Source organism: Pedobacter sp. GR22-6 (assembly GCF_037402555.1).
GTDB lineage: Bacteria > Bacteroidota > Bacteroidia > Sphingobacteriales > Sphingobacteriaceae > Pedobacter.
This window is the reverse complement of the sequence record NZ_JBBEUC010000002.1, coordinates 1,333,956-1,360,655: the sequence shown is the minus strand read 5'-3', so window position 1 is coordinate 1,360,655 and position 26,700 is coordinate 1,333,956. Positions and strand designations below refer to the sequence as shown.

Below are 26,700 nucleotides of genomic sequence, written 5' to 3'. Positions count from 1 at the left end.
TAAAATTCAGACGCAAATAGTTTCAAGTCATTTTAAATTAGTTGGAGAGCCTTATTGCTTATTTAGTAATTTGCAGTTTTATCACAGATCAAAACCAAGCGTATGTTAGATTTACTGCGAAATCCCTGGCCATGGTACCTGTCTGGACCGGCTATTGCTGTCATTATGGTGCTACTGCTCTTATTCGGAAAATCTTTCGGTTTTTCTTCCAATTTACGAACCCTTTGCACTATTGCCGGAGCCGGGAAATATTCAGCGTTCTTCAACTTCGACTGGAAATCACAAAAATGGAACCTTTTTTTTCTTTTAGGGGCAATCTTAGGCGGTATAATCGCCGGTACATTGTTGAGAAGCGAAGAACCTATGGCATTATCCCCACAAACCATCGCTGATCTTTCAAAGATAGACATTCATTTTGACGGAGCACTTAATCCTCATCAACTCTTCAGTATGGAATCATTAGGCGATGTAAAAAATATAATGATCCTTTTAATTGGGGGACTTCTGGTTGGTTTCGGCGCACGTTATGCGGGTGGCTGTACATCTGGCCATGCGATCAGTGGATTATCCAACTTACAATTGCCTTCATTGATTGCCGTGATCGGATTTTTCATAGGTGGATTAATTATGACTCATTTTCTGCTACCAATAATTTTGAAATAGGATGAAAGGATTAAAATTCATATTGACAGGGATCTTTTTTGGAATCGTAATGGCAAAATCCGAAGCCATATCCTGGTATCGTATCCAGGAAATGTTCAGATTCCAATCATTTCATATGTATGGAATTATTGGAATAGCAGTATTTTTTGGTCTCATTGCAGTTTACCTGATCAAAAAAAATAACATAAATGATGTTGAAGGTCAGCAGATCAGATTTCAGGACAAGAAGAAAGGCTGGCCCAGATACCTTATTGGCGGTACTGTCTTTGGACTAGGATGGGCGCTTACCGGAGCTTGTCCAGGACCTATGTTTGTAAACATTGGATATGGATATATTTCTATGGGGCTTGTTGTGCTTGGCGCATTAGCAGGAACATTCCTTTACGGAATCATTAAAGATCATCTCCCCCATTGATGCCTTTAACATTCATAACCTGCTGAAAAAAAAGCCCAGTCAAATTACTAATGATACCAGGCTCAGATAAGATTGAAAGGGGATTGACAAGTGTTTTGTAAGGATAAAGTATATACTGACCCTTACAAAGTATAGCTTAATCACTTATGAGCCCCTTTTTAGCGAAGTAGTAGAATGGTAAACATCGGTCCGATTAAAACCTCGTTTTATACTTTGAATATCTGAAATCTAATGATAGATTTGACTGAAGAGAGACGACAGTAATATTCAAACTATGAGCGACAACACCATCGATAGCTTACGGGAAGCGCTAAAACAATCGCCCGACAATACACCACTAAGGCTTCTCCTTGCTGAAACTTTATTGACATCAAACAGGCTCGACGAGGCAGAATCAGAATATTCAGCACTACTTAGATTGACCCATGACATCAAGCCAAAAATTGGACTTGCAAAAGTGTTTTTCAAAAAAGGCAGTTATTCGGCATGCAACGTGATTTTAGAGGAAGTGATTGACAAAGGAAGCGATGATATTGAAGTGTATACGCTCTACGCAAAAGGATTGCTCAAAGAAAACTCACATGCAAAAGCCATTGAGGCCTATCAGAAAGCCCTGACGATTAAACCGGGATATTTTGACGAAGAACTTGATGACCAGCTCCGGCTCAGGGGCACATTAGATGCAGAGGAAACCGAAGAAGAAACAGACAATCGTTTTCTACAAAAGCCAACTATCAATTTTAGTGATGTAGGTGGTATGGATGAAGTGAAAAAAGAAATAGAGCTAAAAATCATAAAACCGCTTCTTCATCCTGAACTTTATAAAGCTTATGGCAAAAAGATCGGTGGTGGAATTTTGCTATATGGCCCTCCGGGTTGCGGTAAAACATTCATTGCTAAAGCAACAGCGGGTCAGGTAAATGCAAAATTCATCAGCGTTAGCCTCAATGATATTTTGGACATGTGGATAGGTAATAGTGAGAAAAATCTTCATGAAATATTTGAGTTGGCTCGTCAAAATACTCCATGTGTCTTGTTCATTGATGAAATTGATGCGTTGGGCGCAAGTCGGAGCGACATGAAACAATCGAGTGGCAGACACCTGATCAATCAGTTCCTTCAGGAATTGGATGGGATCGACAGCACAAATGAGGGGGTTTTGATCATCGGAGCAACAAATACCCCCTGGAGTTTAGACCCTGCATTCAGACGCCCCGGCCGGTTCGATAGAATTGTATTTGTACCACCTCCCGATGCAAAAACCAGAACATCTATTTTAAAATTGAAAATGAACAATAAGCCGACAGGAACGATGGATCTGGAAGCCATTGGCAAGAAAGCAGAAAATTACTCAGGAGCCGACCTCGATGCGATCATAGATATTGCTATTGAACAAAAACTAGAAGACTCATTCAGCGACGGCATCCCTAAACCCCTGGAAACAAACGATTTGATAAACGCCTTAAAGAAACATAAGCCGAGCACTCAGGAATGGTTTTCTACAGCGAAGAATTTCGCGATGTTCGCAAATGACTCAGGGCTTTACGATGACATTTTAACGTACCTGAAAATCAAAAAGTAACATGACAGAAGACCACAGGCTATTAAAAGTTGAGATTTTAATCCAACAGAAAAAATTTTCGGAGGCAGAACAAGTCCTTGCAGACCTGCTTTCAGAGGATCCCAACGATATATATTTCCTGTCCTTACTTGCGGAAATAAAACTGCAACAAGACAAATTTGATGATGCCAATGTCATAATTGATACGGCTATCGGTCTATCGCCAGATGCACCACATTTATTTTATATCAAATCCCGGATTGCCATCCAGCAGAATGATTTGAAAAGTGCAGAAAAACACATTAACGAGGCGATTTTGCTGGATCCCTTTGGTGCTGAGTTTTTTGCTTTGCTGGCGAATATCCACCTGGGACGTAAACAATTTAGTGAAGCACTGGAAATCGCAAACCAGGCACTGGAAATTGATCCTGAAAACTTACTGGCCCTAAATACCAGAAGCACAGCATTGAACAAGCTAGACAGAACTGAAGAATCTTTTGAAACGATTGAAGGAGCATTGCGGGAGGATCCAAACAATGCTTACACACATGCCAATTATGGCTGGGGTTTGTTAGAAAAAGGAAACCATAAAAAAGCACTGGAACATTTTAAAGAGGCATTACAAAACGACCCCACATTCAACTATGCTCAAGTTGGTATGCTTGAAGCACTGAAGGCAAGTAATCCTGTGTACCGGATTTTCCTGAAATATTCCTTTTGGATGAGCAACCTGACTGCGAAATATCAGTGGGCAGTAATCATTGGTTTTTATTTCTTTTCCAGCGCATTAAGGACAATTGCCAATAATAACGAAACCCTTCAGCCCTACCTAACCCCTTTAATTATTGGCCTTGCGCTAGTTGCTTTTTCAACCTGGGTCATCACGCCAGTCAGTAATTTATTCCTACGGTTTAACCGATACGGTCAGCTACTGCTCGACAAAAAGGAAAAAATGAGTTCAAATTTTGTTGCTGCAAGTCTGAGTATATTTATACTGGGACTGATATTGTATTTTACCTCATCGGCGGAAAAATATTTGATTCTTGCCGCCTTCGGTTTTGCGATGATGCCCATCTGCAGCGTGATGTTTTCCCCTTCGAAAAATAAAAACTCATTAACAATATATGCTGCCGCTATGGCAATAATCGGCATTTCTGCACTTGTTCAGGTATTTTTAACCGATGTAGCATTCAATGTGATGACTACTATTTTTATATTTGGTTTTATAGTTTTTCAGTGGGTGGCCAATTTCCTGATTATTAAAGAAGACTATTAAAAAAATCAAATAACACTAAAAAAGCCCTTAAAACCAATGATTTAAGGGCTTTTAGTGTTGATTAACACTTAAAAGTGTCGGGATGGCGGGATTCGAACCCACGACCTCCAGCACCCCATGCTGGCGCGATACCGGGCTACGCTACATCCCGAAAACAAATCGGTTATTACCGTAAATGTGGCGCAAATTTAGAATATTTGTAGAAATTTCAAAAAACATTCTCAAATATCTAAAAACTACAAAACACGCTTCACCTTCTCGTTTTCCTTCTGCTCCAGAGTCATTTGTTCGAGGTTTTTCTGGCGTGTTTTTTTCAGGTGAGTACTGAGCTTTGATCCCGGAAAATGGGGATTTTTACGGAGTTCGGTGATATTGATGCGTAATGCCTGTCCCCTTCTCCACAGGTATCCACCTGCGGTAATGGTATTTTCATCATTGATGGCCCTTGAAATGTTATCATTACCAATCCCGGTAATCCTGGAAGCCTCTAAACCACTCTTAAATGACCTCATCCAGCGTCCATTAAGATCGTACTGGGAAATGCCAAACTTAATGTCAATGATACGTGAGGCTACGGCAATTTTTTTCTTCGTAGATCTTCTCCAAATAAAACCACCATAGGTCCATGCCCGTCCGTTGATTACTTTTCGGATGCCCTGATAATGTACACCCACTGCCCTTCCTGCAGCTTTTGTATCGATATGAGTTGCTACCAGGTTTCCTTCCATATCATACTGTCCAATTTTCTGCTGTTGCTTGGAAAGCGGTGAACCACCAGCGTAAGGACGCTTTTTCAGCAAAGCCTGTACATCGATCTCCGGCTCCATCCCATACCGCCATATGTAACCGCAGGCGGTAGCACCTGTTTCGGGATCCAATGCACGGGTGATGTTTGTTCTCACAGTTTCCATTGCCTTTGCAGCTTCGGCCACGCTCGAATAGCTTTGAAGGAATTGGCCTTTTAGCGAATACCTGCTAATCTTTAACATACTTGAATTAACATTATAATAAATAAATCTATTGAATTATCGCGGTAATATTAGTTATTTATCAAAACATATAAAAATCCATTTTGGTTCAATAGAACTAAAAATAGGTTTTTTACCTATCTTCGCAACAAAAATGCAAGCTGTTCTATCGCTGCGATTCATTCGGAGAGGAAAGTCCGGGCAACACAGGGCATCTCGCTTCCTAACGGGAAGAGGCTTGGGGCTGAACACCCGAGCTATGGAAAGTGCCGCAGAAAATACACCGCCGATGGCCGAAAGGTACAGGTAAGGTTGAAAACGTGAGGTAAGAGCTCACGACTTTTGCCAGTGATGGCGAGGTTGGTAAACCCCGGGAGTTGAAAGACCAAATAGGCTAACGCATGTAGGGCTGCCCGTCCGATGTTAGTGGGTAGGTCGTTAGAGACAAATGGCAACATTTGTCCTGGATTAATGGTAGAAACCCGGTATTTTTACCGGGAACAGAACCCGGCTTACAGGCTTGCATTTTTTTATTTTGATAAAAACAATATATTAGCGCGGATAATAAATATACTGAGCAATACCCTATGGCAAAATTGTTAATAATTGATGACGAGAGAGCAATAAGAAGCACATTACGTGAAATCTTAGAATACGAAAATTACGAGGTTGATGATATTGACAATGGTGTTGATGGCCTGGACCTGATCAAAAAGAAAAAATATGATCTGGTACTTTGCGACATTAAAATGAATAAAATGGACGGTATGGAAGTGCTCGAACAAGCACTCGCTTACAGTCCTGATCTTCCTTTTATCATGATCTCCGGTCATGGAACTGTTGAAACCGCAATTGAAGCCAGTAAAAAAGGCGCTTTCGATTTTATTTCTAAACCGCCTGATCTAAACAGGCTCCTGATCACCGTTAGAAATGCCCTCGACAGAGGCACATTGGTAACGGAGACTAAGGTTCTTAAAAGAAAGGTCAGCAAAACCAGGGATATCCTTGGTAGTTCAGACAATATCAACAAAATCAAAGAAACCATTGAGCGCGTTGCTCCTACCGAAGCCCGTGTGCTGATCACTGGCGCAAATGGTAGCGGTAAAGAATTGGTTGCAAGATGGTTGCATGAAAAATCTAACCGGGCCGACAGCCCGCTTATTGAGGTAAACTGCGCAGCAATTCCTTCCGAATTAATTGAAAGTGAACTCTTTGGACACGAAAAAGGATCTTTCACCTCTGCCGTTAAACAACGGATAGGTAAATTTGAACTGGCGAATGGTGGTACACTTTTCCTGGATGAGATTGGCGACATGAGTCTATCTGCGCAAGCCAAGGTACTTCGCGCACTACAAGAACACAAAATCACGCGTGTTGGCGGAGAAAAGGAATTGGAAGTAAATGTGCGCGTACTTGCCGCAACGAACAAGGATTTATTAAAAGAAATTGAAGATGGCAATTTTCGGATGGACTTATACCACAGGCTGAACGTGATCAACATCCATGTTCCGCATCTGAGGGAAAGGATTGAAGATATTCCTGAGATCGCACAGAGCTTCCTGGAGGACATATGCAAAGACTATGGCATGCCGGTCAAGAAAATCAGTGACACTGCAATGGTTGCATTGCAGAACCTTCCCTGGTCAGGTAATGTCCGCGAGTTGCACAATATGATCGAACGTCTGATCATCCTGAGCGATAAAACAATTACAGAGCATGACGTGGTGGCTTTTGCCAACCCAGGTGGTGGTACCAATATCGGTGCAGCACAGGCCGGAGGAAATGGTAACCATTCAAGTAACAGCACAGGTTCCATTAACTATGATAATTTCAGCAATTTCCAGGATTACAAAGATCACGCGGAAAGGGAATACATCAAGTTTAAACTGGAGAAAAACAATTGGAACGTGAGTAAAACGGCTGATGACATCGACATTCAGCGCAGTCACCTGTACAGCAAAATAGAAAAATTTGGATTGAAAAGAACTGCTGAATAGCAGTTCTTTTTCATTTCATATAATCGGCCTGCCTACTGAGCAGCGCACGGTATTTATTAAATATTGCAGTCTTCGAAATAAAGCCGAGGTATTTAGACTCCTGATCCAACACCGGCAACAACCAAAGGTTTTCCTTTTCCATTTTCTGCAGCACAACTTTCAGGTCGTCTCCAATAAAGACAATATCGGGTGCTGACCTAACCATGTCATGCAGTGAAAATGCTCCACCCTGATTGACTTTCCTTAATATATCTTCTACATAAAGCAAACCTTTAAAATGCTGTTCTTCGTCCAGAACAGGAAAAATATTACGTTTTGACTGGAGGATTTCATTCATCCTAGCTGAGATCAGGTCGTCCTCATTCAAAACCAGATAATCCTTTTCCACCAGGTATTTGAGTTTCATCATGTTCAGTACCGTAGTATCTTTATCTTCGTGAGACAGTAAATCGCCCTTTTCAGCCAGCGGTTTGGTATAGATGGAATGCTGATATTTGCTCCGGTTAATTAAGTACGCAATCGCGGATGTGATCATCAGCGGAACCATCAGTATGTACCCCCCTGTAATCTCAGCGATTAGAAAAATACCGGTCAATGGTGCATGCATGATTGCACTTAAGGATGCGGCCATACCTGCAACAATGAAATTTGGGATACTTAAATTTGCAATACCTAGAGTATTGACCGTGAAAGCTACCACAAAGCCAAGTAATCCACCAATGATCAGACTCGGTGCAAATGTTCCACCATTGCCCCCGGCACCAAGTGTCACCAATGTTGCAGCAGATTTAGCAAAAGCGGTGACTAAAGTAAAAGTGATGACAATCCAGGGAACATTGCTATAAGAGGAAAATAAACTGTTCTGTACTACTGAACCGTAATTGCCGGCGAGAAGATTTTTGATGGTAATATAGCCTTCGCCATACAAAGTGGGAAAAAGGAACACCATCATGCCCAGGATCAAACCACCCAATACCACCTTTTTGTAGGGCGACTGGATTCCATAAAAAAAAGACTTGATGTTGCTATTCGCTTTGGTAAAAAAAATAGAGAATAGCCCTATAATTAAGGCCAATACAATATAATAGAAAAGAGCATCCAGTTTCCAGCCTTCCGTAACCAAAAAGAACAGTTGTTCGTTGTAAAATAACCGCGCTACCACTGCCCCCGTAGCCGAAGCCAGTAATAAAGGAATAAATGCGGGAATCGTAAATTCGGGAAGCAGGATTTCAATGGCAAAAACAATACCTGCAATCGGGCTATTGAAGGCTGCTGCGATACCTGCCGCAGCCCCGCAGGCCAGCAACATCGTAGTTTCACGATAGGATAGTCCCAGAAATCGTCCTAAGGCAGAACCAATTCCACCCCCACTGGTAACGATCGGTGCTTCGAGACCAGTAGAACCCCCAAAACCAACGGTCAAGGCAGCGGTAATCATCTGCGAGTAGATGTTGTGGAAGGCGATCTTACTCGAATTCTTAGAGATGCTATACAGCACAGGTGTAAGACCAGTCTCAAACTTAGATTTACGGATGAAATGCCGGACATACATTACAGAAAGCAGGATTCCGATAAAAGGGAAAAAGAAAAACAGATAGTATTTGTATTCCCAATGAAATCCATCCTGCAAGAAAGCTTCGATGTGGTGGGTCACCGCTTTAAGCAGAGAAGCTGCTAAGCCCGCCAGTACCCCCACAATCAGGGCAGCTATAACCAGAAAGTTACGGTTGGAGATCTTGGTTCTCCGGTATTGGTTTATGGTGTCCAGATAATTGACCATCCGTACATACATCGCAATTGGGTTTAGGCATCAAATTTATCCAACAGTTTGATGAGCGTTGCAAAATCTTTAGGGTATGGTGCATCAATGAAGATCTCCTGATCATCAAGTCCTTTGAAAGTGACAAAACGGGCATGCAGGGCAAAACGTTTCATGATCGGCTGCTCTTCTTCGTCTTTAGACAAGCGATAACCTTTCTTGATGCTTGACAAAAACACCGGCTTTCCTTTATACATATGATCGCCCACAATTGCAGCACGCTGCGTAGCAAGGTGGATCCGGATCTGGTGCATTCTTCCTGTGATGGGTTTACATTCAACCAGAGTATAATGTCTGTAATTTTTTAGCGTATTAAAATAGGTTTCTGCCCGCTTCCCTTCTTTTCTATCGATGGTCACGTTCTTGTTTCCATCGTTAAGGATCGGCAGATCGATGAACAAGTCATTGAAAGTAAATTGTCCGTCTACCACCGCATGATAAACCTTATTAACTTTGCGACGCTCGAATTGCATCGAAGCGTGGCGATAAGCTTCTGGAGTTTTAGCGATGATAATCGCTCCTGAGGTTTCTTTATCCAAACGGTGACAAACCTGTGCATCATCTGAATACTGTTTGGCCAGGCGGAGGATATTGACTTCGCCGGAACCTCCGCGCTCATCTAGCGAGGCTACAAATGGTGGTTTATTGACGACGATATAGTCATCGTTCTCGAAAAGGATGAGGTCTTTAAAATTTGGATACTTCACTCGGTAATTTTATGTAAAGCACAAAAGTACGGATTCAGTGGGACAATATGGTCCTGCAGACTGAAATATTGACAGTTCCAAAGCATTGGCATAAGAGTTGGACATTTCGAAATATTCATCAAAACGGATCATATTATGGGATTAGCAGGATATTACCTCATTGCAGGAATTATGTTTGTAGTCGGCCTCATCGTAAGTGGCCGGCTGAAAAGTAAGTTTCAAGCGTATAGCCAGGTCGGACTTCGAAATGGAATGAGCGGACAAGAAATTGCTGAACAGATGTTACGCGACAACGGAATATATAATGTTCGGGTGATATCTACTCCTGGTCAACTTACAGACCACTACAATCCCGAAGACCGAACGGTAAACCTAAGCGAAGATGTTTTTTATGGCAGAAGCGTGGCCGCAGCAGCGGTAGCTGCACATGAGTGCGGACATGCAGTTCAACATGCCACAGCTTATAGCATGCTTAAGTTCCGGTCAGCTATTGTGCCGCTGGTAAACATCAGTTCACAGCTTTCTCAATGGGTGATCCTGGCAGGTCTGGGCTTCATGATAGGACGCTCCAACCCTACCGTTTTACTGATTGGGATCGTGTTGTTCGCTATCACTACCCTATTTACGATCATCACCCTTCCCGTAGAGTATGATGCCAGCTCAAGAGCGTTAAAATGGCTGGAAAGGCAACGAATCACTATTGGAAGCGAGCATGATCAGGCAGCGGACGCACTAAAATGGGCAGCCCGAACTTATGTAGTCGCGGCTATCAGCTCCATAGCAACACTATTTTATTACATCTTGCTATTTATGAACAGCAGGGACAGGGAATAAAAAAACCGGGAGCAGAACTCCCGGTTTTTCATGGCCATCATTACTTGATGAACTCAGCTATTTTCTTATCGACATCTTCGCCACGGAGGTTCTTAGCTACAATTACTCCTTCAGGATCGACCAGAAAGTTCTGAGGGATCGCAGAGATACCATATTTAACTGCAACTTCACTTTTGAAACCTTTAAGATCACTTACCTGGATCCAGGGCATCCCGTCATGCTTCACTGCATTTAACCAGGCGGCTTTTGTTTCATCCAAAGAAATCCCCACAATTTCGAAGTTTTTATCTTTGAACTGGTTGTAGGCCTTTAGCAAATGCGGATTCTCTGCACGGCAAGGGACACACCAACTGGCCCAAAAATCGACCAGCACATATTTACCCTTCAGGGAAGAAAGCTGAAAAGTATTGCCTTTGTCGTCCGTCTGTGTAAAATCAACTTTTTTTCCTATTGCTATCTGTTTCGCTTTATCATATTTGGCTGTCACATTTTTACCTGTGAAGCTGGCCAACACCCTCGGACTTAATTTAGAATAATAAGGCTCAAATGCTACCGGATCTATGACCGCCATCTTATTGTCCCTGATGAGATCCAGGGAAACATACGAATCAGGATGGCTGAAAATAAAAGAATCTGTTGCTGCCTCTATCTTAGCGTAGAGCGGCTTGGCCTCTGCCTGCATTTTTTTGATCAGTACGGTATCCTTTACTTTCGCATAGTATACTTTCGCGAATCGCTGACTGATGTCCTTGAACTCCGCGAGCATCACAGCAGTTTTTGAATTGTAGAGGGCAAAATCTGCCTGAGCCTGGGTACCGCTGATGGAGGCATTTTTCATACTGTCCTTCATCAGCACTTTGTACTTGCCTTTTTCCAGATAAAACTCCTGATAGTCTTCTGTTCCTCTTCTGCTACTATCCTTTTTCAAAGGAGCCAAAGTTAAATAGGCTTTATTGCCAAATGCAGTAGTACCTTTTAAACTGAACTTACCGCTTTTAACTGTAGAACTATCCTTGGCGTCTTTTCCCTCGCTGTTTTTGTAACTCAAAAAAACGATTTTATCTTTGGCAGCAGCCGGAAGTTTTCCAGCGATCTCAAATTTATCCTGAGCCATACTGCTCCCTGCAGATAGCATTAGGGCTAGCGCGATTGTGTTTCTAATATTCATGATGATTTTAATAGGTTGATTATTTAATCAGTTCCTTCAGTTTCTCGGTCAGTGCTTCTCCCCTCAGGTTCTTAGCGATGATCATTCCCTGCGGATCAATCAGAAGGTTCTGCGGAACGGAATTGATGCCATACATAACAGCGACTTCGTTCTTCCAGCCCTTCAGATCGCTAACATGGATCCATGGCAATCCGTCTTTTCTAACGGCTTCCGCCCAGACTGCTTTACCACCTGGATAATCAAGCGACACACCCACGATCTCAAAGTTTTTGCCTTTCAATTCATTGTATGCCTTTACTACATTAGGGTTTTCAGCTCTGCAGGGGCCGCACCAACTGGCCCAAAAATCTACTAGTACATATTTGCCTCTTAAGGAAGATAAAGTAAATGGCTTGTCGTTGAGGTCATTTTGAGTGAAGTCAGTAGCCTTAGCACCAGCTTGACGCCTCTTACCGATCTCAATTTTCTCGGCTGTGCGCTGGCCAAGCGGAGAAGATTTTAATGCAGCAGAAAAGCGATGGAACAGGGGTTCTACTTTTGCAGGCTCAAAATGATTATCCAACACATACATGTTGTATGCATACAGTCCGGCAAATGAGTTCAGATGACTCTCTGCAAATTTCAAGCTGATCTCTTTGTTCAATGCCACGAGTTTCTGAATACTGTCGGCCGCCTTTTTACGCTCTTCCAATGGTTTTACATAGCTGCCATCTGCGTTTTTCTTACCGAATTCGTCTTGCAGTTTCATGATGCTAGCGGTGACAGGCTTGATCTGTGCCTCTCTTTCGGCATTTTCACGGTCTGCTACTGAGCCGTTGATTTTTGCTTTGCTGATGAGGTCTGTTCCAACGATGGAGATCTTGGAGTTTTCGATAAAAAAACTTTGGGAGTCGCGCTGATTACCCGAATCAGCTGCACCATTACGTCTAACCGTGATGAGTGCAGATTGGGGTTCATCTACAGTACCTTTAAACTGAAACTGGCCATTTTTTATTTCCACAGAATCTACTTCTTTCCAGCCCTCATTTTTATATAAAACAAGGTATGCTTTAGCCGGGCCTTTCACCTCGGGCAATTTACCCGAAATGATATAGCTTTTTTGAGCTGCTGCCATTAGCGGCAGCAGCAGGAAAACTGAAAATATTGTTTTTTTCATATCTTTCATTTATAGATTACAACGCAATTAATTCAACAACAAAATCCCGCCCACAAGACCTATGTTGTAAATGACTGTAGCAGATTGCACATATGGATTTGCGGTCAAAATGGTAAAGCGTAGATATCTGGCCGTAGTTAATGAAGGCATTTTTATCGTCTGCATTCTAGCATTATTATTGACATTAACTGCATACGTCCCCTTATCCACCCAGTTTACATTATCTAAACTCGTTTCCACTTTAGCTGAAGTGGTCATGCCTCCAATAGCAGCGGTTACATTAGTTGGAAAGAAATAGTCCAATCCCGAAAAAGTAACATTTCTTTGAAAATCAATACTTACCCATTGTGGCAATTGCAGGGTATTAGAACTCGCCCAAAAAGTTGTAGCTGTATTTGCATCCACTGCTCTGGCAGCTGCATTAACTCCAAGTGTAGAAGATGCGGTGGCGGTAAGGGTATAAGTAGAATGGTCTACATACCTTGGAGCACCGGTGTTAAATACATAATATACAACCTTGCGAAGTGCTGGATCCTGCGGCTTTCCGTCTACAGCCGTAATAACGAGTGGAAGCACATAGGTGCTGTAAGGTCTAAGTGAGGTTTGCACACTAAGGTTTAGCACAGCCGCTTCCGAAAGGCTGCTTCCGGCTGCAATGGCGACGGTTGGTTTATAATAAAGATAGGTCGGCGTTGGAAGTAACAGCGCTGCATTGCCATACTTCAATCTATAATTCGCTATTTTAGCGGTATCCGCTGCAAAAGTTACAAAATGTACATCCGAAGAGGTACCAACTAACATTGCTTTCATTTCCAGGCTAAGCACCGTTGGCTCCTTGATATCTAATGCTTGTGCCACTACCTCTGTTGAGGCCGGCAGATCAAAAGTCACACTTCCTTCTGGCAGAGTCTCGCGGCTGGCCTTGTCTTTTTTGCAAGCCATTAATAAGAGCATTAATGAACAAAGGACTATTATATTTAATTTAAGTGTCTTCATCTGTTTAAATCTAATATGGATTTTGTGGCATATCCGGGTTAAAACTCATTACCTGAACAGGTATTTGCAGTGTATATTTATTGCTTTTTGGCTCTAGTGTGGCCACAACACTACCCTGTGCATCATATCTGTATACTGTACCCATTCTTCCCTCTTTGTCTAAGCGGCGCATATCGAACCAACGCAGGCCAGCAAAGCCCAATTCGTGATCTCTTTCTGATAAAACTTCCTGTAAGACGTTTTCTTGTATCGTTGAGGAATATTTCACATAGGTTGCTGTTGGAAATCTATTTCTACGTACATCATCCAAATATTGCAATGCTGTACTTAAATTATTAGCACGTGCGGCGCTTTCCGCAGCAATTAGCTTCATTTCCTGCACAGAAGTTCCTGTGTTCGTGTAATAATAATTCGTAACAGGTGTGACGAGTGGAGGGGAATATTGAGTTGCGCCCCTTGTGGTAAACCTAAACCCATCTGTATTGGTGTAAAGTTTTCTAACCCTCAGATCATTGGCGGCAAAGCTATTCATGTAGTCGAGCGTAACTGGAACTGCAAATACCAGATTCATACGTCCATAAATTACATCGGATTGAAGGCCCAGCATATTGGATGTTGGGTTGGCACCATTCAAATCAAGGATTACTGCGTTGGTATTTGCCAGAGCCAGTTCTGCATATTTTTGCGCCTCAGGGTAATTCAAGGCATAAAAATATAACCTTGATAATAAGCTATATGCTGAAGCTGTTGATCCGCGATATCTGTTTGTGCTGTTATCAGCGGGAAGGTCCGGAATAGCAGCATTCACATCATCAATAATGTGCTGGTATATTTCAGCAACAGTGGCACGCGGAGGAGTTTTTTGACTTACATCATCTGAAGTCACAAAAGGTACCGCTAAGTCGGTCGAGGCTGTAGCAGCATCGTATACTTTCCCGTATTCATTCAGCAGGTAAAAGTATTCCAAAGCGCGGGCCAGCAGCGCTTCTGCTTTAAGAGACCTTTTCTTAGTATCTGTCCCGCCTGTCGCATTATCAATGCCTACAAGAACTGTATTATACGAACTGATCTTTGCATAATGTTCAGACCAGATCAGGGGTGCCGTAGTGACATCGAAGGAATACTGTGGCGCCCAGGTGTACAATAGCTGCGCGGAACTGGTAGGTGGCGTAGTAATGCTCACAACATCCACATTATCACCTAGAAAATTCACAATGGCTTGCTGTCCACCAACTCCTAAAACAAGCGTTTGGTCATTCATCCATTGATCGTAGTCATTTACTGTTGTAAGCAGTCTTTTCCCTTTTGGGGTAATATCGAGGTACTTATCGCAACCTGTAATTAACAGGGCACCTAACATCAACAAAAGTGATAGGTTTTTAATTTTTTTCATCTTTATGTTATTAAAAATTAGTAAAAATACCAATAGTGTAAGTAGGTGTCACGTATGATTTTACATAACTTCCGGTGGCCATGCTAAAATTATGTCTGTTAAGGCCAAGGGAATACAAGTTTGAAGCTTGAGCTTTAATTTCAAAATTCTTAAACCCTGCACTTTTTATGAAATTTACTTTATCTAAATTATAAGAAAGTGTCAGATCACCTAAGGTGATGTAATCTCCATGCACGACAGACTGCTCTGACCAATTGTAAACATTGTTTGAATTGGCACTCGATAAAAATGCAGCGAGACTTTGTACATCCGTATTCATTTCGTCTCCCGGTGCTTTCCAATAATTACCTGATCCTTCTAATGCCCTTGATGCCGAAGGACTAGGTCTTGGCACCCTTACTTTAAATCCTCCGTAATAATTGATCATTGCGAATACATAGAAACTACCCACATCAACCCTGTTACTTAAACCGCCATTGATAGTTGGAATAGATGAACCTAAATAATGGGTAAGCCCTGAAGTTTCACTTGCCAATGCTGCTGCCGTCGCATTACCCGCTGAATTAATATTCGTTGCCAGTAAATTTCCTTGAGGATCTCTTACTAGTGGATATCCTGCATTATCAAGACCCGCATAATCATAGCCAAACATGGCACCTACCGGAAAATCTTTGACATAACCTAAATTCAACAAAGCTGTCGGAGTGTAATCGCCTTTCCGGTAAACTTCCAACACCTTACTGGTATTACGGGACACTACAATTCCTGTGTTCCAGTTGAAATTATTTGTAGATATCCAATCGGCATGTAAACTAAACTCTAAACCCTTGTTGCGAATGTTAGCCTGATTGATTAGCGTGGGGCTTATTCCAAGTGTAGGATCTATCAGTACATTACCTAATAAATCAGTACTATTTTTTTGGTAGTAGTCAACTGTTCCAGTGACATTTTTAAAAATGTCAAAATCTAAGCCCACGTTAAAGTTTCGTGTTTGTTCCCAACGCAGGCTGCTGTTTGCATAGGACTGCAAACCAAGCGGTTGATTATTTGCTGGAATATAAGGATTTACAGTAGATTTGGCAATTACCTGTGGAAGGGATAATTTGGCCACATTACCATTAAATCCATAAGCTGCTCGCAGTTTAAGCAGGTTTATCCAGGCGATATCTTCCATAAAATCTTCCCTATGGATGTTCCAGGCTGCACCCAGGGACCAAAGTGGTTTATACTTATATTTTGGATTGGTACCAAAAAGGTTCGACTGATCTATACGGATACTTCCGGTAATCGAATATTTGTTTTGATAAGAATACACAATGTTTGAATAGCCCGATAAAAAACGATCCTCTGCAGATTGCTGGTTAAAGAAATTATTTATCAAACCAGTGTACGAAGGCGAAGTGATCTGGGTACCCCGAACCGTTGTAGACCCTAAATTTATTAAGCCAAAATCTACCCCCTGCAGCGCCAGAGTTTCATCATTATATCCAAAAGCAGAAGTCAAATTACTTTGGCTTTTCAAAGACCTCATTTCAGCACCCAATATGGCATTGAAGGAATGATCACCAATAACTTTATTGTAGTTTAACTGCGCCCGCGCTGTATAACTCGATGTACTTCCGTTTTGCTGCCGTAAAAAAGAGCCGAATGGGATGCTATACTTCATCGTACCATCTGCATTTTTGATCGTATAAGCGTTTATAGCTTGTTTTACTTCCGAAGATTCCTGGTTGGCAAGGTGATCGCTATTAGATCGTGAGGTCTCATAAATTCCACCAAATGATAAATCAAAACCAGCGCCTAATCCATATCTAAAATTGGCTGTAATGCGGTTATTGATCGTGCGTGTTTTATCAGTGATCTCATTGAAATCTATCAAGGGGTAATACATATTATCCTGAAAACCCTGCGACATAATAAAGTTGTTAAAAGGCACAGCAATGCTAGATCCTATCATTGGGGCAGGATTACCATTCACATCCTGGTAACGCTCAAAAGGAGCCGCTGAATTTACTCCCGGCACGGGTGCGCTATTGGAACGCTGCTCCTGGTAATCTGTGGTTAATTCAAGCGAGAGCTTTTTGGACAGCTTTAATGTAGTGCGCCCAGAAAGGGAAAACCTGTTATCATCATTCTTGAGTTGCGACTGTAGGTTCCCTGTATAATTGGCCGTAATGTAATATAAGGCATTATCGTTTCCACCGGAAACATTAAAATTGTGTGTCCGGGTTACCGCATTGCGAAGGAATAAATCACTGTAATCTTCAAGATTATCATAGCTTGACATTTCAGCCAGGGTATTCGCAGCCTGATCAGCAGTAATCATATTGCCTGCAGCCTGAGCTAAAACGTAGTAAACAGGCGATCTGTTGATACGGCCCTGAGCCCCTGAAAACAATAAACCATAAGATTGATTATTTACATTGGCAGCCTGGGTAGCAGCCCAATAACCTACATTGATAGCAGAAGCATCTTTTGCCCAGCGGTAATGGCTGTAATTTTCTTTTGGTGTTACGCCCAGCGTAGTTCTAAACGTAAATTGGGCTAGACCTGCCTTAGCCTGTTTTCTTTCAATTACAATTACCCCATTGGAGGCCCTTACACCATATACAGTAGCGGCGGCGGCATCTTTGAGGATCGTCACCGACTTTATTTCGTTCGGGTCTATCATATCCAGTGTAAGATCTGTTGGATATCCATCTACTACGATCAAAGGAGTTTGATTTGCCGACATGGTAGATATTCCCCGAATATTAAACAGTGATCTTGATGTGGTCGTTGTACTACCAGGAAGTGTGCTGGTAAACTGGACGTTGTTATTGATCATCAATCCCGGTAGCCTGTTTACCAAACCATCCAGAAAATTGGTACTAATTCTGGCCTCATATTCTTTAGTGCCAATCTGCGAAACCGCTCCAGTGCTCTGTTCAGGCTTGATTCGCTGATAGCCCGTATTCACTACCACCTCTACCTCATTCAATTTACCTACATCCATCTGCATACGGATGACACCTAAATCCTTGGCTGCACTAAGTTCCTTCGTCACAAACCCCGTATACGTGATCACCAATACTGCATTTTCCTCCACATTTTGCAGGAAGAAAGATCCATCTGAACCGGTTCTAACACCTTGCTTCTGTCCCTTTACGACAACAGTAGCTCCCGGAAGTGGACTTCCCAAACTATCCACCACACGACCCCGCACATCAATATTGACAAAAGCTGCACGCAACTGATCCATAATAGAAGGTTGAACGCGCTCAACTACAATAAATCTATCCGTAATAGAGTACCTAAAGTTCTGATTACTAAAAAGCACCTTAAGCGCTTCCTCAAGTTCAACATTCTTTAAATTAATGGTCACTTTTTTTGCATTCTCCACATCTTTGGAGTTGAACACAAAATCATAACCAGTCAGCGCACGTATTTTATCTATCACATTTCCCAGTGTAGCACCTTTTTCATTTAAAGTTACTTTTTGGGCATAACTCCCGGCTGCATTTGCCTGGATCAAGAAAGTGGTCATTAGTACTATGATTAACTTCATAATTACTAGAATTTTTGAAGGCAGCCAGCTAAATGGCTTACCACGGTTTAAAGCACAGTTTTCCATACTTCGTCGTTTGTTTGTATTCAGACACAGGGGGTCGACGACAGACCGTTATTATTGCTTTGTTGAGCAATAATACCTATGTTTGAATTGGTTTGAGTTGATAATTGATTGTTAGCAAATAATTGTTCTTCCTGATCTTGATCAGGAATGGTTGCTCAAACTATAGCCGGAAAGTGTTCGCAGCACTCTTCGGCTTTTTTATTTAAAAGCCCCTTTTCTCCCTTGATCTTAGTAGCGTAAAATTTCTTTCATAATTGGTGGTTTAGGTGTTGAATATATGGTTGATTTGGGTGATTATTTCATTACTGTAACTGTTTTTCCTGATATGGCAAACTTTACACTACCTGTCGTCTGCATGCGTTCCAGCACCGCCGATAAGTTTCTGGACCTGGACACTACCCCGCTAAATGGCTCGTCCCTCGGTGCGTCAGCAGCGTAAACTACTTTCACATCGTACCATCGCGACAATTCCAGCATCACACTTTCCAGGGATTTGTCCTTAAATTGCGTATTGCCATTCTTCCAGGCAATAGCCTCCTCCAAATTGGCATTTTCGATCTGAATATGACCGCTGTTTATCGCTTGTTCACCAGGTCTTAAAATAAATGAAGCTTGAGGAGCAATAGAAGTCGTGCTTAGTCGAACTGAACCCTCCAATAGGGTTGTTTTCACGGCCGACTCATCCTGATAAGCCTTTACGTTAAAATGCGTACCCAAAACCCTCAGTTCCTGTCCGGCAGATTCTACAATAAAAGGATGTTCAGGATCTTTTGCGATCTCAAAATATGCTTCACCGGTCAATTTGACTTTACGAAGTCCTTTCTCATTCAGCGAAGCTGAGTAGGTAAGTCTGGAAGCCGCATTTAACCATACCCTGGACCCATCAGGCAATTTCAATTGATAAATTTCACCCCTACCGGTCGACAGTGTATTGATGCTGTTCTCCTTTGAATTCCCTGAAATTTCATAGACCAATTGTCCATCAGCAGTTTTAGAGATGCTCACTCCGGATTCGCTTGCGAGTTTACCGTTTACCGCGCTGTCCAGGTGTATTTGTTTTCCATTAGCCAGCGTTAACGTGGCCCCCACCCTTCCGGGTGCTGCATCGCCTGCATACCGGATCTCTGTAACCTTCGTATCGGATATTTTGTCTCTAAAAAACCAAAGACCAGAAAAGACCATCAAGAAAACTGCCGCAGCGATTCCGATACGAGGCCATAACTTTAGGGTTTCTTTAAGTGCTACACTTCGGTTTTGTTGAATATGTTGTTGCAGTTGTCCCTGAATGTGATTCAGCCTTTGATCTACATCCTTATACTGTAATTCTGATATAATTTCCTGTTTCAGTTCCAGCAGGATCGCATCTTTCAAAGCTGCCTCATTCTCCTGCAGCCTGAAATGGCCCAGCAATTCTACGATCTCTGCATTGCTACATTGATCATTTAAATATTTTATAAATAAGCGTTGTTGTGATGTCCCCATTTCCTATAATTCAGTACTAATACACGCGAGAATGAAAAACCAATGAATACAAAATGCATTTTTCTTCATTTTTTTTAAAATTGATTAGATTTGAACTTAAACATACCAGAATCCTTTGATCATTTTAGCAGATACGCTTCAGAAAAACTTGATTATTCGCCTCAAAAACGGCGATGAACTGGCTTTCAATGAACTCTATAGCGCATACAGCAAACCCATGTACCTGAAGATTCTACGGATGGTAAAATATAAGGATACTGCAGATGAACTGGTACAGGAACTGTTCATTAAACTCTGGGATAACCGTACAAAGATTGACGTGGAAAAATCTTTTCAATCTTTTATGTATACCATCGCCCAAAACCTGGTCTATAATTATTTCAGGAAGGTTGCCTCCGACAATAGCTTAATTGAGTCCCTACTACTTCGCGGTACCGATCCCGACTTGAGTGCTGAAGAGCTTTTACTCAATAAGGAATCTTATGCTCTGCTGCAACAAGCTATTGATCAGCTCTCTCCTCAACGTAAAATGGCCTTCAACCTCTGCAAAATGGAAGGAAAGAGTTATGAGGAAGCCAGTCAGTTGATGGGGGTATCTGTACCAACAATCAACAGTCACATCACCCAATCTCTGCAATCGATCCGGGCGTACATCCTCAAACACCAGGACAAGGCATTACTGATCATTGGCCTATATTTCAGCATACCGGACAAATAAGATAAAACACAAAAAACCGCATCAGGGATATCCGCAATTTCATTTAATTGAAGAACTGTATTATCTTGCAGTAAACAAAACAGCATGAAACTACACTTTTTCCCCTACTTCATTTTCCTCCTAAGTATAAGTACAGCCGGTTTTTCTCAACAATTAGGCGGAAGGACAGATAAACTCTACACCATGAGCGGCGCAGGCTTTTCTTTTCCTGTCGGTGAAAACAGCGATTTCATGCGCCCGAAGTTTTCCACGACCCTGGGGGTAAACCTGGGACTGGGACAAGGCAACTTATTTCTGTACCCAAAAGCAAGTCTTCATGTGTTTGGATATGATAAAATCGAGCCAGAGCCGGGTTATTCAGCCTCATTGAAAACGGGACGTTCCACTACTTACCTGCTCAACCTGGCTTTGGGTTACAGAAAGATGGTCAATAAATTTGCTTTCTACGGCTTTATAGGAGCTGGTGGTGGCTTTATACTCACACCCAGGGTAAGCGTCAATGCAGCGAATAACGCTGTCGATTTGAGCAATAAAACGAATACTATGGGCATCATAGAACCAGGAATAGGCATCGAATACAATATAGGCGGCGCTAATCTCTTTATAGAAAGCAGCTTCATGAAGGGATTGGGGAAAATCCAAAATTCGCATTTTGCAGCTGTACCGCTTTCTATCGGAATCAAACCCAACCTAAGTAAGGTCTTTAACAGTAAATAATTTAGAGATACGGTTGAATATGACTTGTGTTAAGGATGTGTTCAGGTCCGGCTCATCCCTACGTGATATCACAGTCGTACCTGCGTCATCCTTTAATCGTCGGCAGGTGTCTGAAGGATGACGCAAGGATGAGGTTGATATGGAGCAACTACGTTTCAGACCTTAACGCATCCCGAACACATAGTTATTCTTTCTTTGACGTAAAAAAAGAGGATACCTATCAGTATCCTCTTTTCTGATAAATCTTAAACTATGCCTATGCTGACAATGCAACACCCTTAAATTGACCGCTGTACATTTTCAGTTGAGATTTCAAAACCTGCCTGGCCATGTGAATCCTTGTTTTTACTGTACCTATTGGAATCTGAAGTTCATCTGCAATTTCATGGTATTTATAACCTTCGAAATACTTCAAGAAGGGTACCGAATATTCTGGCTGAAGTTTTTCTAAAGCCTTATTAATGTCTTCCATCATAAATTTATTTTCACCCAGGTTGCTGGTTGCACTGTGGCTCAGTTGAAAAGAGGATAAATCTTCCGTAGTATCGATAAAGGATTTCCGTTTTGCGCCTCTGCGGTAATCATTGATAAAAGTATTACGCATAATAGTATACAACCAACCTCTTAAATTCGTACCTTCTTTATATAGGTTGTGATAACGTATGGCCTTGATGATGGTATCCTGCACCAAGTCATTGGCATCTTCCACATCATTTGTAAATTTCATCGCAAAGCTTTCCAAACAGGAGCGATGGTTGCAGATTTCGTTGTTCAAAGTAATGTTTTCCATAGGTAGATGTTTTTAATTCTTTTTTTTCAGTAGGTATCATCGTCAATACAATCAGCGTACCAAATCATGGAGTAATTTTCGCTCAAAAAATTAATGATTTATTAATTTCATAGCAGAATATGGATTTCACTACAAAAAAGCCATCTAAATAGCTAGAAAAAAATGAAAAGAAAATTATTACAATTAAATTGGCACAATTGATGCTTAAACGCCTGCCCTATTCTTTACCATGATAATTTTACAGAAAAGCATTTCAATTTATTCCAAAACAAAAAAAAACAGCCTTAACTATATTTATATTTGAGTTAGCGGAGGACCTCTAAAATAACCGCGAAACAACCAAACACCGACATCATGATTTCCTTAACCATCAATCAGCAAGCATACCAGGTAGATGCAGATCCGGACATGCCACTACTTTGGGTATTACGAGACCTCATCGGTCTTACCGGAACTAAATACGGATGCGGCGTAGCACAATGTGGAGCTTGTACCGTTCATATCAATGGCAATCCCGTCCGATCGTGTTTATATCCGGTTTCCGCCGTTGGCAATGCCAAGATCACCACGATAGAAGGACTTAGCAAAAATGGGGAACATCCTGTTCAGCAAGCATGGGAAGAACTGGATGTGGCCCAGTGTGGCTATTGCCAGTCCGGTCAGATTATGGCGGCGGCTGCACTGCTCAAACGCAATCCAAAACCTACTGATGCCGACATAGATGCGGCCATGAGTAATATTTGCCGTTGCGGTACACAGGTACGCATCCGTAGGGCAATCCATTCGGCTGCTCAGAAGGGAGGAATCAAAAAATGAGTATAGAAAACACATTATCCAGACGTCAGTTTCTCAGCATAGCCGCACTTGCCGGCGGAGGCATGATGATGGGGTTTTCCATGCTGGCAAAAGCCACAACGGAGGATACAGAGGCTGAAGCGTTCAGTCCAAATGCCTACATCACCATCAGTCCTGACGGTACGATCCTGTTAATGGCACCAAATCCGGAAATTGGCCAGGGGGTTAAAACATCGCTTCCAATGATCATTGCAGAGGAATTGGGTGTAGACTGGAAGCAAATTAAAGTAGAAATTGCCGGCTTGGATGCTAAATATGGGAACCAGATGACCGGAGGCAGCGGGGCCGTACGCAGCCGATACGAAGCCTTAAGAAAAGTAGGCGCTACCGCCAAGACCATGCTGATTGCAGCCGCAGCACAAACCTGGTCTGTTCCTGTATCAGAATGCCATGCAGAAAACAGCAATGTCATCCATCAAGCTACTGGCCGACGGCTGAGCTACGGAGCATTGTCATCCAAAGCCGCTACCCTTCCGATCCCGGAAGAAGTCAAATTAAAAGATCCAAAAGATTTCAAAATCATCGGTACGCGGGTAAAAGACATTGATGTCAAAAAAATCATTACCGGGAAACCACTTTTTGGGATAGATACCCGTAAGGCTGGAATGCTGTTCGCAGTAGTGGCCCGTCCACCAGCCTTCGGTAAAAAATTAAAGTCCTTTAGTGACCTGGATGCCCGAAAAATAACTGGTGTAAAACAGGTATTGCAGATCAAGAATTCTGTTGCTGTACTCGCTACTTCTACCTGGATTGCCAAAAAGGGACGCGATGCCCTTCAATTGGAATGGGAAGATGCAGGTAAATTGGAGAGTACAAATGAGCACGATGTGGCTTTTAAGGAACTGCTGACTAGAAATGCTGCAAATAACGCGAGAAATGACGGAGATGTAGATGCTGCGATGATGGGCAAGGGGATCATAGACATCAGCTATGAAGCGCCGACTGTATCTCATGCACAGATGGAACCGCTGAATTTCTTTGCCGACGTCAGAAGATGGCAAAGCTGAGCTTTACGGCCCCACACAAGTGCCAGGTTCCCTGCGCAGCCAGGTGGCCCGTGAACTCAATATCGCCCCGGAAAACATCAGCATCGGATTACCTCGTCAGGGCGGTGGATTTGGCAGAAAGCTTCAGCCCGACAATGGTGTGGAAGCGGCCCTCATTTCTGCGGCGGCAAAATGTCCGGTACAGGTGCAATGGACCCGTGAAGACGACATGCAAAATGATTTTTATCGCCCGAGTGCTGCTTTTCGATACAGGGCAGCTTTTGAAAACGGCGAGTTGCTGGCCTGGCACCAATCGTCGGTCTGGCTGGGCAGGGGCAGTGCTGCAGATACCTATCCTGCTGGTGCAGTATCCAATTTTCGTTCAGAAAGTCAATCCTTGAACACTAACATTGCCACTGGACCCTGGCGTGCGCCCACACACAATGTACTCGGCTTCGCTGCAGAGAGCTTCATGGATGAAGTATGTCATGAATTAAAGAAAGACCCTATAGCGTTTCGGCTCAGTTTACTGGACAAAGCCAAACAGCAGCCCATAGGTCGGATCAGTTACAATCCCGATAAATTTAAAAGTGTGATCGATCTCGTTGCAAACATGAGTAATTGGGGAAAAACACCTCCAGGCATTTTTAGGGGATTTGCGACCTGGTTCTCCTTCAATACCTATGTGGCACAAGTAGTAGACCTCAAAATGGTTGGCGGCAAGGCCAGGGTGCAAAAAGTATATTGTGCCGTCAATTGTGGCAAAGTGGTGAATCTCAGCGGAGCGGAAAATCAAGTGGAAGGTGCAATTGTAGATGGCATTGGACATGCTTTGTTCACGAAGGTGACTTTCGACAAAGGTGCAGTCGTAGAACAGAACTTTGACACTTACCGATTTTTGAGGATGCGGAATGCGCCACTGGACATTTCCGTCAAATTTGTCCCCTCCGAAGATGCCCCAACAGGCCTTGGTGAACCGGCGTTACCACCAATCGCTGCTGCCCTGGCAAATGCCTTATTCGCAGCAACCGGAAAACGCCATAGAAAAATGCCCTTTGAAGGCTAATAATCGGGCGGGAGTTATTCTCCTGCCCGAAAAGTATTAGAAACGAGTTTACGTGGGCGCTTGCCCTTCACCTCTCCTATCATACTGGATCCGGTACGGTCGATCTGGTCTGGAAAGCGGTTGGATTTGAAGGTCCGAGGCTTCCGCTCACGGTCTTCATCGGCCAGCTTTACACTTATTTTCCTGCCCCTTAGCACCAATCCATTCAGAGCCGAAATGGCGCGATCGGCACCTGCCTGATCAACCATTTCTACAAAACCAAAGCCTTTGTGTTTATGGGTTATTTTATCAGTTAGTAAAGAGATGCTATGTATCATTCCGTGGATGCTGAAGATTTCAATCAGTTCAGCTTCCTGAATATCCAGTGGGTAGCCCACTACAAATAGTTTAATCATGATGTTTTTTCGTGCTGCAAATTTACGCTTAATCCTTCAATTAAAGAAACGCCATATCATATAGGCTTAAACATCCTTGCGCTCAAAATACATTCAAACCTGTATTGAGCATCAGGGAATACCCCTTTACGGAAAGGCAATCACCATGGAAGACCAACACACGAATATCTGCAGCACGGGCTTTAGAAGTCGTAGTCGACTTCCGCAGCCAACATCAAGTGAGGACTCAGGCAAAGCAACTCGGGATCGGTATCAGTCAAGTTGATCAGGTCGAGCAGGCATTGTTGCTTTTCTGGCACTACCCAGCTTTGAAAAAACCGGGCATCCAACCAGGCAATCCCTTCTACGGCGCACATGCGTATTTTTCTGAGTCCTACCGCTTCAAATTCAGCAAGGAACTCCGCAGGTTTATGAAAATAGGCTTGTGCGAGCATACCTGGAAAGGCAGTTGGAGCTTCGTGTTCACCGCTCTGCAGTTCTTGCTTGCACATTGTATAAATATCGGGATGGTGGATCATGCCATTTTGCAAGGCCGCTAGTGTAGTGGCCGCGTAGGTGATTGCAAAGCCAATGATAATTCCCCCGGGTCTCAAAATTCTCCTCGCTTCTTTCAGGGCTGCGATGCGGTCTCCCTGCTGTTGCAAATGATACAAAGGGCCGTGCAGGATGACCAGATCTGCGGTCTGGTCTGCTATAGGTAATCTCCTCGCCTCGCCCAGCATACACTGAAAAGATCTTTTGCTTTTTTTTGAGCGTTTGCCCGCAAGTTGTACATGCTTTGGAACGGGATCCACCAAAATAACCTGGTGTCCAAGGCCCGCTAACCAGGCGGCATAATGCCCTGTACCACCGCCAATATCAGCTATGCAAGCTGCTCTTTCCGGAAGATGATCTGCGATCAACTGTTTATTTCTTAAAAATTCAAGTGGCCCAAGGCCAGTCTGCAAACGCGTATCTTCAGCGCTTGAGGTATAAAAATCCTGAATAATCGGATCTATAAGGTTCATAAAAAATGGGAAAATATACACAATACGATTTATTTACCAGTTCAGAGGAGAACTGGTCAGACCGTCTTGCTGTTCAGCAGCTCGGTCGTGGGTGTATATTTTTAAACGATTCTAATGA

The 26,700-nt window shown here is 42.7% G+C and carries 23 protein-coding genes, 1 tRNA gene and 1 other RNA gene; 12 read left to right on the top strand and 13 right to left on the bottom strand.

Annotated features, from left to right (window positions below; genetic code table 11):
* The first annotated feature begins 102 nt into the window (after positions 1–102).
* From WAE59_RS13480 to WAE59_RS13465, 4 genes are all read left to right on the top strand, one after another.
* The gene (locus tag WAE59_RS13480) at positions 103–663 is read left to right on the top strand and encodes a YeeE/YedE family protein (protein WP_337856490.1); all 561 of its coding nucleotides are present in this window, start codon (positions 103–105) and stop codon (positions 661–663) included.
* A 1-nt stretch (position 664) separates the two neighbouring features.
* The gene (locus WAE59_RS13475; RefSeq protein WP_337856489.1) at positions 665–1,078 is read left to right on the top strand and encodes a YeeE/YedE family protein; all 414 of its coding nucleotides are present in this window, start codon (positions 665–667) and stop codon (positions 1,076–1,078) included.
* A gap of 274 nt (positions 1,079–1,352) precedes the next feature.
* Positions 1,353–2,660, top strand: coding sequence for an AAA family ATPase (locus WAE59_RS13470; protein ID WP_337856488.1), 1,308 nt, complete (start codon positions 1,353–1,355; stop codon positions 2,658–2,660).
* A gap of 1 nt (position 2,661) precedes the next feature.
* A complete protein-coding gene (locus WAE59_RS13465; RefSeq protein WP_337856487.1) occupies positions 2,662–3,915 on the top strand; it encodes a tetratricopeptide repeat protein in 1,254 nt (417 codons plus the stop codon).
* A gap of 77 nt (positions 3,916–3,992) precedes the next feature.
* Here WAE59_RS13465 and WAE59_RS13460 read toward each other — a convergent pair.
* Together WAE59_RS13460 and WAE59_RS13455 are read right to left on the bottom strand one after the other, a co-directional pair.
* Positions 3,993–4,066, bottom strand: a tRNA-Pro gene (locus WAE59_RS13460).
* Positions 4,067–4,151: 85 nt separating this feature from the next.
* Positions 4,152–4,904 (bottom strand): NUMOD1 domain-containing DNA-binding protein, encoded by a 753-nt coding sequence (locus WAE59_RS13455; protein WP_337856486.1) that lies wholly within the window; start codon positions 4,902–4,904, stop codon positions 4,152–4,154.
* Between the two features lie 132 nt (positions 4,905–5,036).
* Between WAE59_RS13455 and rnpB the strand changes: the two genes are divergently transcribed.
* Positions 5,037–5,414: RNase P RNA component class A (gene rnpB, locus WAE59_RS13450), an RNA gene on the top strand.
* Between the two features lie 56 nt (positions 5,415–5,470).
* Positions 5,471–6,880 carry a sigma-54-dependent transcriptional regulator gene (locus tag WAE59_RS13445; RefSeq protein ID WP_337856485.1) on the top strand — a complete coding sequence of 470 codons (1,410 nt, stop codon included), beginning with the start codon at positions 5,471–5,473 and terminating at the stop codon, positions 6,878–6,880.
* Positions 6,881–6,890: 10 nt separating this feature from the next.
* On the opposite strand, the gene WAE59_RS13440 is transcribed toward WAE59_RS13445, so the two are convergent.
* Positions 6,891–8,672, bottom strand: a complete 1,782-nt coding sequence (locus tag WAE59_RS13440) for a chloride channel protein (protein ID WP_337856484.1) — start codon at positions 8,670–8,672, stop codon at positions 6,891–6,893.
* Positions 8,673–8,683: 11 nt separating this feature from the next.
* The gene (locus WAE59_RS13435; protein ID WP_337856483.1) at positions 8,684–9,406 is read right to left on the bottom strand and encodes an RluA family pseudouridine synthase; all 723 of its coding nucleotides are present in this window, start codon (positions 9,404–9,406) and stop codon (positions 8,684–8,686) included.
* A gap of 135 nt (positions 9,407–9,541) precedes the next feature.
* Between WAE59_RS13435 and WAE59_RS13430 the strand changes: the two genes are divergently transcribed.
* Entirely contained in the window at positions 9,542–10,240 is a 699-nt protein-coding gene (locus tag WAE59_RS13430; RefSeq protein ID WP_337856482.1) for a zinc metallopeptidase, read from the top strand.
* Between the two features lie 40 nt (positions 10,241–10,280).
* Here WAE59_RS13430 and WAE59_RS13425 read toward each other — a convergent pair whose 3' ends face one another.
* From WAE59_RS13425 to WAE59_RS13400, 6 genes are all read right to left on the bottom strand, one after another.
* A complete protein-coding gene (locus tag WAE59_RS13425; RefSeq protein ID WP_337856481.1) occupies positions 10,281–11,408 on the bottom strand; it encodes a TlpA disulfide reductase family protein in 1,128 nt (375 codons plus the stop codon).
* Positions 11,409–11,427: 19 nt separating this feature from the next.
* Entirely contained in the window at positions 11,428–12,564 is a 1,137-nt protein-coding gene (locus WAE59_RS13420; protein WP_337856480.1) for a TlpA disulfide reductase family protein, read from the bottom strand.
* Positions 12,565–12,591: 27 nt separating this feature from the next.
* Positions 12,592–13,506, bottom strand: coding sequence for a discoidin domain-containing protein (locus tag WAE59_RS13415; protein WP_337856479.1), 915 nt, complete (start codon positions 13,504–13,506; stop codon positions 12,592–12,594).
* Positions 13,507–13,570: 64 nt separating this feature from the next.
* Positions 13,571–14,953, bottom strand: coding sequence for a RagB/SusD family nutrient uptake outer membrane protein (locus WAE59_RS13410; protein ID WP_337856478.1), 1,383 nt, complete (start codon positions 14,951–14,953; stop codon positions 13,571–13,573).
* Positions 14,954–14,963: 10 nt separating this feature from the next.
* Positions 14,964–18,500, bottom strand: coding sequence for a SusC/RagA family TonB-linked outer membrane protein (locus WAE59_RS13405; RefSeq protein ID WP_337856477.1), 3,537 nt, complete (start codon positions 18,498–18,500; stop codon positions 14,964–14,966).
* A gap of 360 nt (positions 18,501–18,860) precedes the next feature.
* A complete protein-coding gene (locus WAE59_RS13400) occupies positions 18,861–20,048 on the bottom strand; it encodes a FecR family protein (protein WP_337856476.1) in 1,188 nt (395 codons plus the stop codon).
* A gap of 115 nt (positions 20,049–20,163) precedes the next feature.
* On the opposite strand from WAE59_RS13400, the gene WAE59_RS13395 reads away from it, so the two are divergent.
* Both WAE59_RS13395 and WAE59_RS13390 read left to right on the top strand, forming a co-directional pair.
* A complete protein-coding gene (locus tag WAE59_RS13395) occupies positions 20,164–20,766 on the top strand; it encodes an RNA polymerase sigma factor (protein ID WP_337856475.1) in 603 nt (200 codons plus the stop codon).
* Positions 20,767–20,850: 84 nt separating this feature from the next.
* Complete coding sequence (locus WAE59_RS13390; protein WP_337856474.1) at positions 20,851–21,483, top strand: hypothetical protein; 633 nt, start codon at positions 20,851–20,853, stop codon at positions 21,481–21,483.
* A 256-nt stretch (positions 21,484–21,739) separates the two neighbouring features.
* Here the strand turns inward: WAE59_RS13390 and WAE59_RS13385 are convergent, their stop codons facing one another.
* The gene (locus WAE59_RS13385; protein WP_337856473.1) at positions 21,740–22,273 is read right to left on the bottom strand and encodes an RNA polymerase sigma factor; all 534 of its coding nucleotides are present in this window, start codon (positions 22,271–22,273) and stop codon (positions 21,740–21,742) included.
* A 354-nt stretch (positions 22,274–22,627) separates the two neighbouring features.
* Here WAE59_RS13385 and WAE59_RS13380 point away from each other — a divergent pair, with 354 nt between their 5' ends.
* Genes WAE59_RS13380 through WAE59_RS13370 form a run of 3 tightly spaced genes read left to right on the top strand, consistent with a single transcriptional unit; the run spans position 22,628 to position 25,180 of the window.
* Positions 22,628–23,089 carry a (2Fe-2S)-binding protein gene (locus tag WAE59_RS13380; protein ID WP_337856472.1) on the top strand — a complete coding sequence of 154 codons (462 nt, stop codon included), beginning with the start codon at positions 22,628–22,630 and terminating at the stop codon, positions 23,087–23,089.
* Positions 23,086–24,135 carry a molybdopterin cofactor-binding domain-containing protein gene (locus WAE59_RS13375; RefSeq protein ID WP_337856471.1) on the top strand — a complete coding sequence of 350 codons (1,050 nt, stop codon included), beginning with the start codon at positions 23,086–23,088 and terminating at the stop codon, positions 24,133–24,135. Before WAE59_RS13380 ends, WAE59_RS13375 begins: the two co-directional genes overlap by 4 nt.
* Positions 24,107–25,180 carry a xanthine dehydrogenase family protein molybdopterin-binding subunit gene (locus WAE59_RS13370; protein ID WP_337856470.1) on the top strand — a complete coding sequence of 358 codons (1,074 nt, stop codon included), beginning with the start codon at positions 24,107–24,109 and terminating at the stop codon, positions 25,178–25,180. Before WAE59_RS13375 ends, WAE59_RS13370 begins: the two co-directional genes overlap by 29 nt.
* Before the next feature lie 14 nt (positions 25,181–25,194).
* Here WAE59_RS13370 and WAE59_RS13365 read toward each other — a convergent pair whose 3' ends face one another.
* Together WAE59_RS13365 and WAE59_RS13360 are read right to left on the bottom strand one after the other, a co-directional pair.
* Positions 25,195–25,575, bottom strand: a complete 381-nt coding sequence (locus tag WAE59_RS13365) for an RNA recognition motif domain-containing protein (protein WP_337856469.1) — start codon at positions 25,573–25,575, stop codon at positions 25,195–25,197.
* Positions 25,576–25,757: 182 nt separating this feature from the next.
* On the bottom strand, positions 25,758–26,582 hold the full coding sequence (locus WAE59_RS13360; protein WP_337856468.1) for a class I SAM-dependent methyltransferase: 825 nt from the start codon (positions 26,580–26,582) through the stop codon (positions 25,758–25,760).
* Positions 26,583–26,700 lie beyond the last annotated feature (118 nt).

What these genes read in the sequence shown, in the direction of transcription:
- WAE59_RS13480 (WP_337856490.1), top strand. Translation starts at nt 103, where the DNA reads ATGTTAGATTTACTGCGAAATCCCTGGCCATGGTACCTGTCTGGACCG.
- WAE59_RS13475 (WP_337856489.1), top strand. Translation starts at nt 665, where the DNA reads ATGAAAGGATTAAAATTCATATTGACAGGGATCTTTTTTGGAATCGTA.
- WAE59_RS13470 (WP_337856488.1), top strand. Translation starts at nt 1,353, where the DNA reads ATGAGCGACAACACCATCGATAGCTTACGGGAAGCGCTAAAACAATCG.
- WAE59_RS13465 (WP_337856487.1), top strand. Translation starts at nt 2,662, where the DNA reads ATGACAGAAGACCACAGGCTATTAAAAGTTGAGATTTTAATCCAACAG.
- WAE59_RS13455 (WP_337856486.1), bottom strand. Translation starts at nt 4,904, where the DNA reads ATGTTAAAGATTAGCAGGTATTCGCTAAAAGGCCAATTCCTTCAAAGC.
- WAE59_RS13445 (WP_337856485.1), top strand. Translation starts at nt 5,471, where the DNA reads ATGGCAAAATTGTTAATAATTGATGACGAGAGAGCAATAAGAAGCACA.
- WAE59_RS13440 (WP_337856484.1), bottom strand. Translation starts at nt 8,672, where the DNA reads ATGTATGTACGGATGGTCAATTATCTGGACACCATAAACCAATACCGG.
- WAE59_RS13430 (WP_337856482.1), top strand. Translation starts at nt 9,542, where the DNA reads ATGGGATTAGCAGGATATTACCTCATTGCAGGAATTATGTTTGTAGTC.
- WAE59_RS13425 (WP_337856481.1), bottom strand. Translation starts at nt 11,408, where the DNA reads ATGAATATTAGAAACACAATCGCGCTAGCCCTAATGCTATCTGCAGGG.
- WAE59_RS13420 (WP_337856480.1), bottom strand. Translation starts at nt 12,564, where the DNA reads ATGAAAAAAACAATATTTTCAGTTTTCCTGCTGCTGCCGCTAATGGCA.
- WAE59_RS13415 (WP_337856479.1), bottom strand. Translation starts at nt 13,506, where the DNA reads ATGGCTTGCAAAAAAGACAAGGCCAGCCGCGAGACTCTGCCAGAAGGA.
- WAE59_RS13410 (WP_337856478.1), bottom strand. Translation starts at nt 14,953, where the DNA reads ATGAAAAAAATTAAAAACCTATCACTTTTGTTGATGTTAGGTGCCCTG.
- WAE59_RS13405 (WP_337856477.1), bottom strand. Translation starts at nt 18,500, where the DNA reads ATGAAGTTAATCATAGTACTAATGACCACTTTCTTGATCCAGGCAAAT.
- WAE59_RS13400 (WP_337856476.1), bottom strand. Translation starts at nt 20,048, where the DNA reads ATGGGGACATCACAACAACGCTTATTTATAAAATATTTAAATGATCAA.
- WAE59_RS13390 (WP_337856474.1), top strand. Translation starts at nt 20,851, where the DNA reads ATGAAACTACACTTTTTCCCCTACTTCATTTTCCTCCTAAGTATAAGT.
- WAE59_RS13385 (WP_337856473.1), bottom strand. Translation starts at nt 22,273, where the DNA reads ATGGAAAACATTACTTTGAACAACGAAATCTGCAACCATCGCTCCTGT.
- WAE59_RS13380 (WP_337856472.1), top strand. Translation starts at nt 22,628, where the DNA reads ATGATTTCCTTAACCATCAATCAGCAAGCATACCAGGTAGATGCAGAT.
- WAE59_RS13375 (WP_337856471.1), top strand. Translation starts at nt 23,086, where the DNA reads ATGAGTATAGAAAACACATTATCCAGACGTCAGTTTCTCAGCATAGCC.
- WAE59_RS13365 (WP_337856469.1), bottom strand. Translation starts at nt 25,575, where the DNA reads ATGATTAAACTATTTGTAGTGGGCTACCCACTGGATATTCAGGAAGCT.
- WAE59_RS13360 (WP_337856468.1), bottom strand. Translation starts at nt 26,582, where the DNA reads ATGAACCTTATAGATCCGATTATTCAGGATTTTTATACCTCAAGCGCT.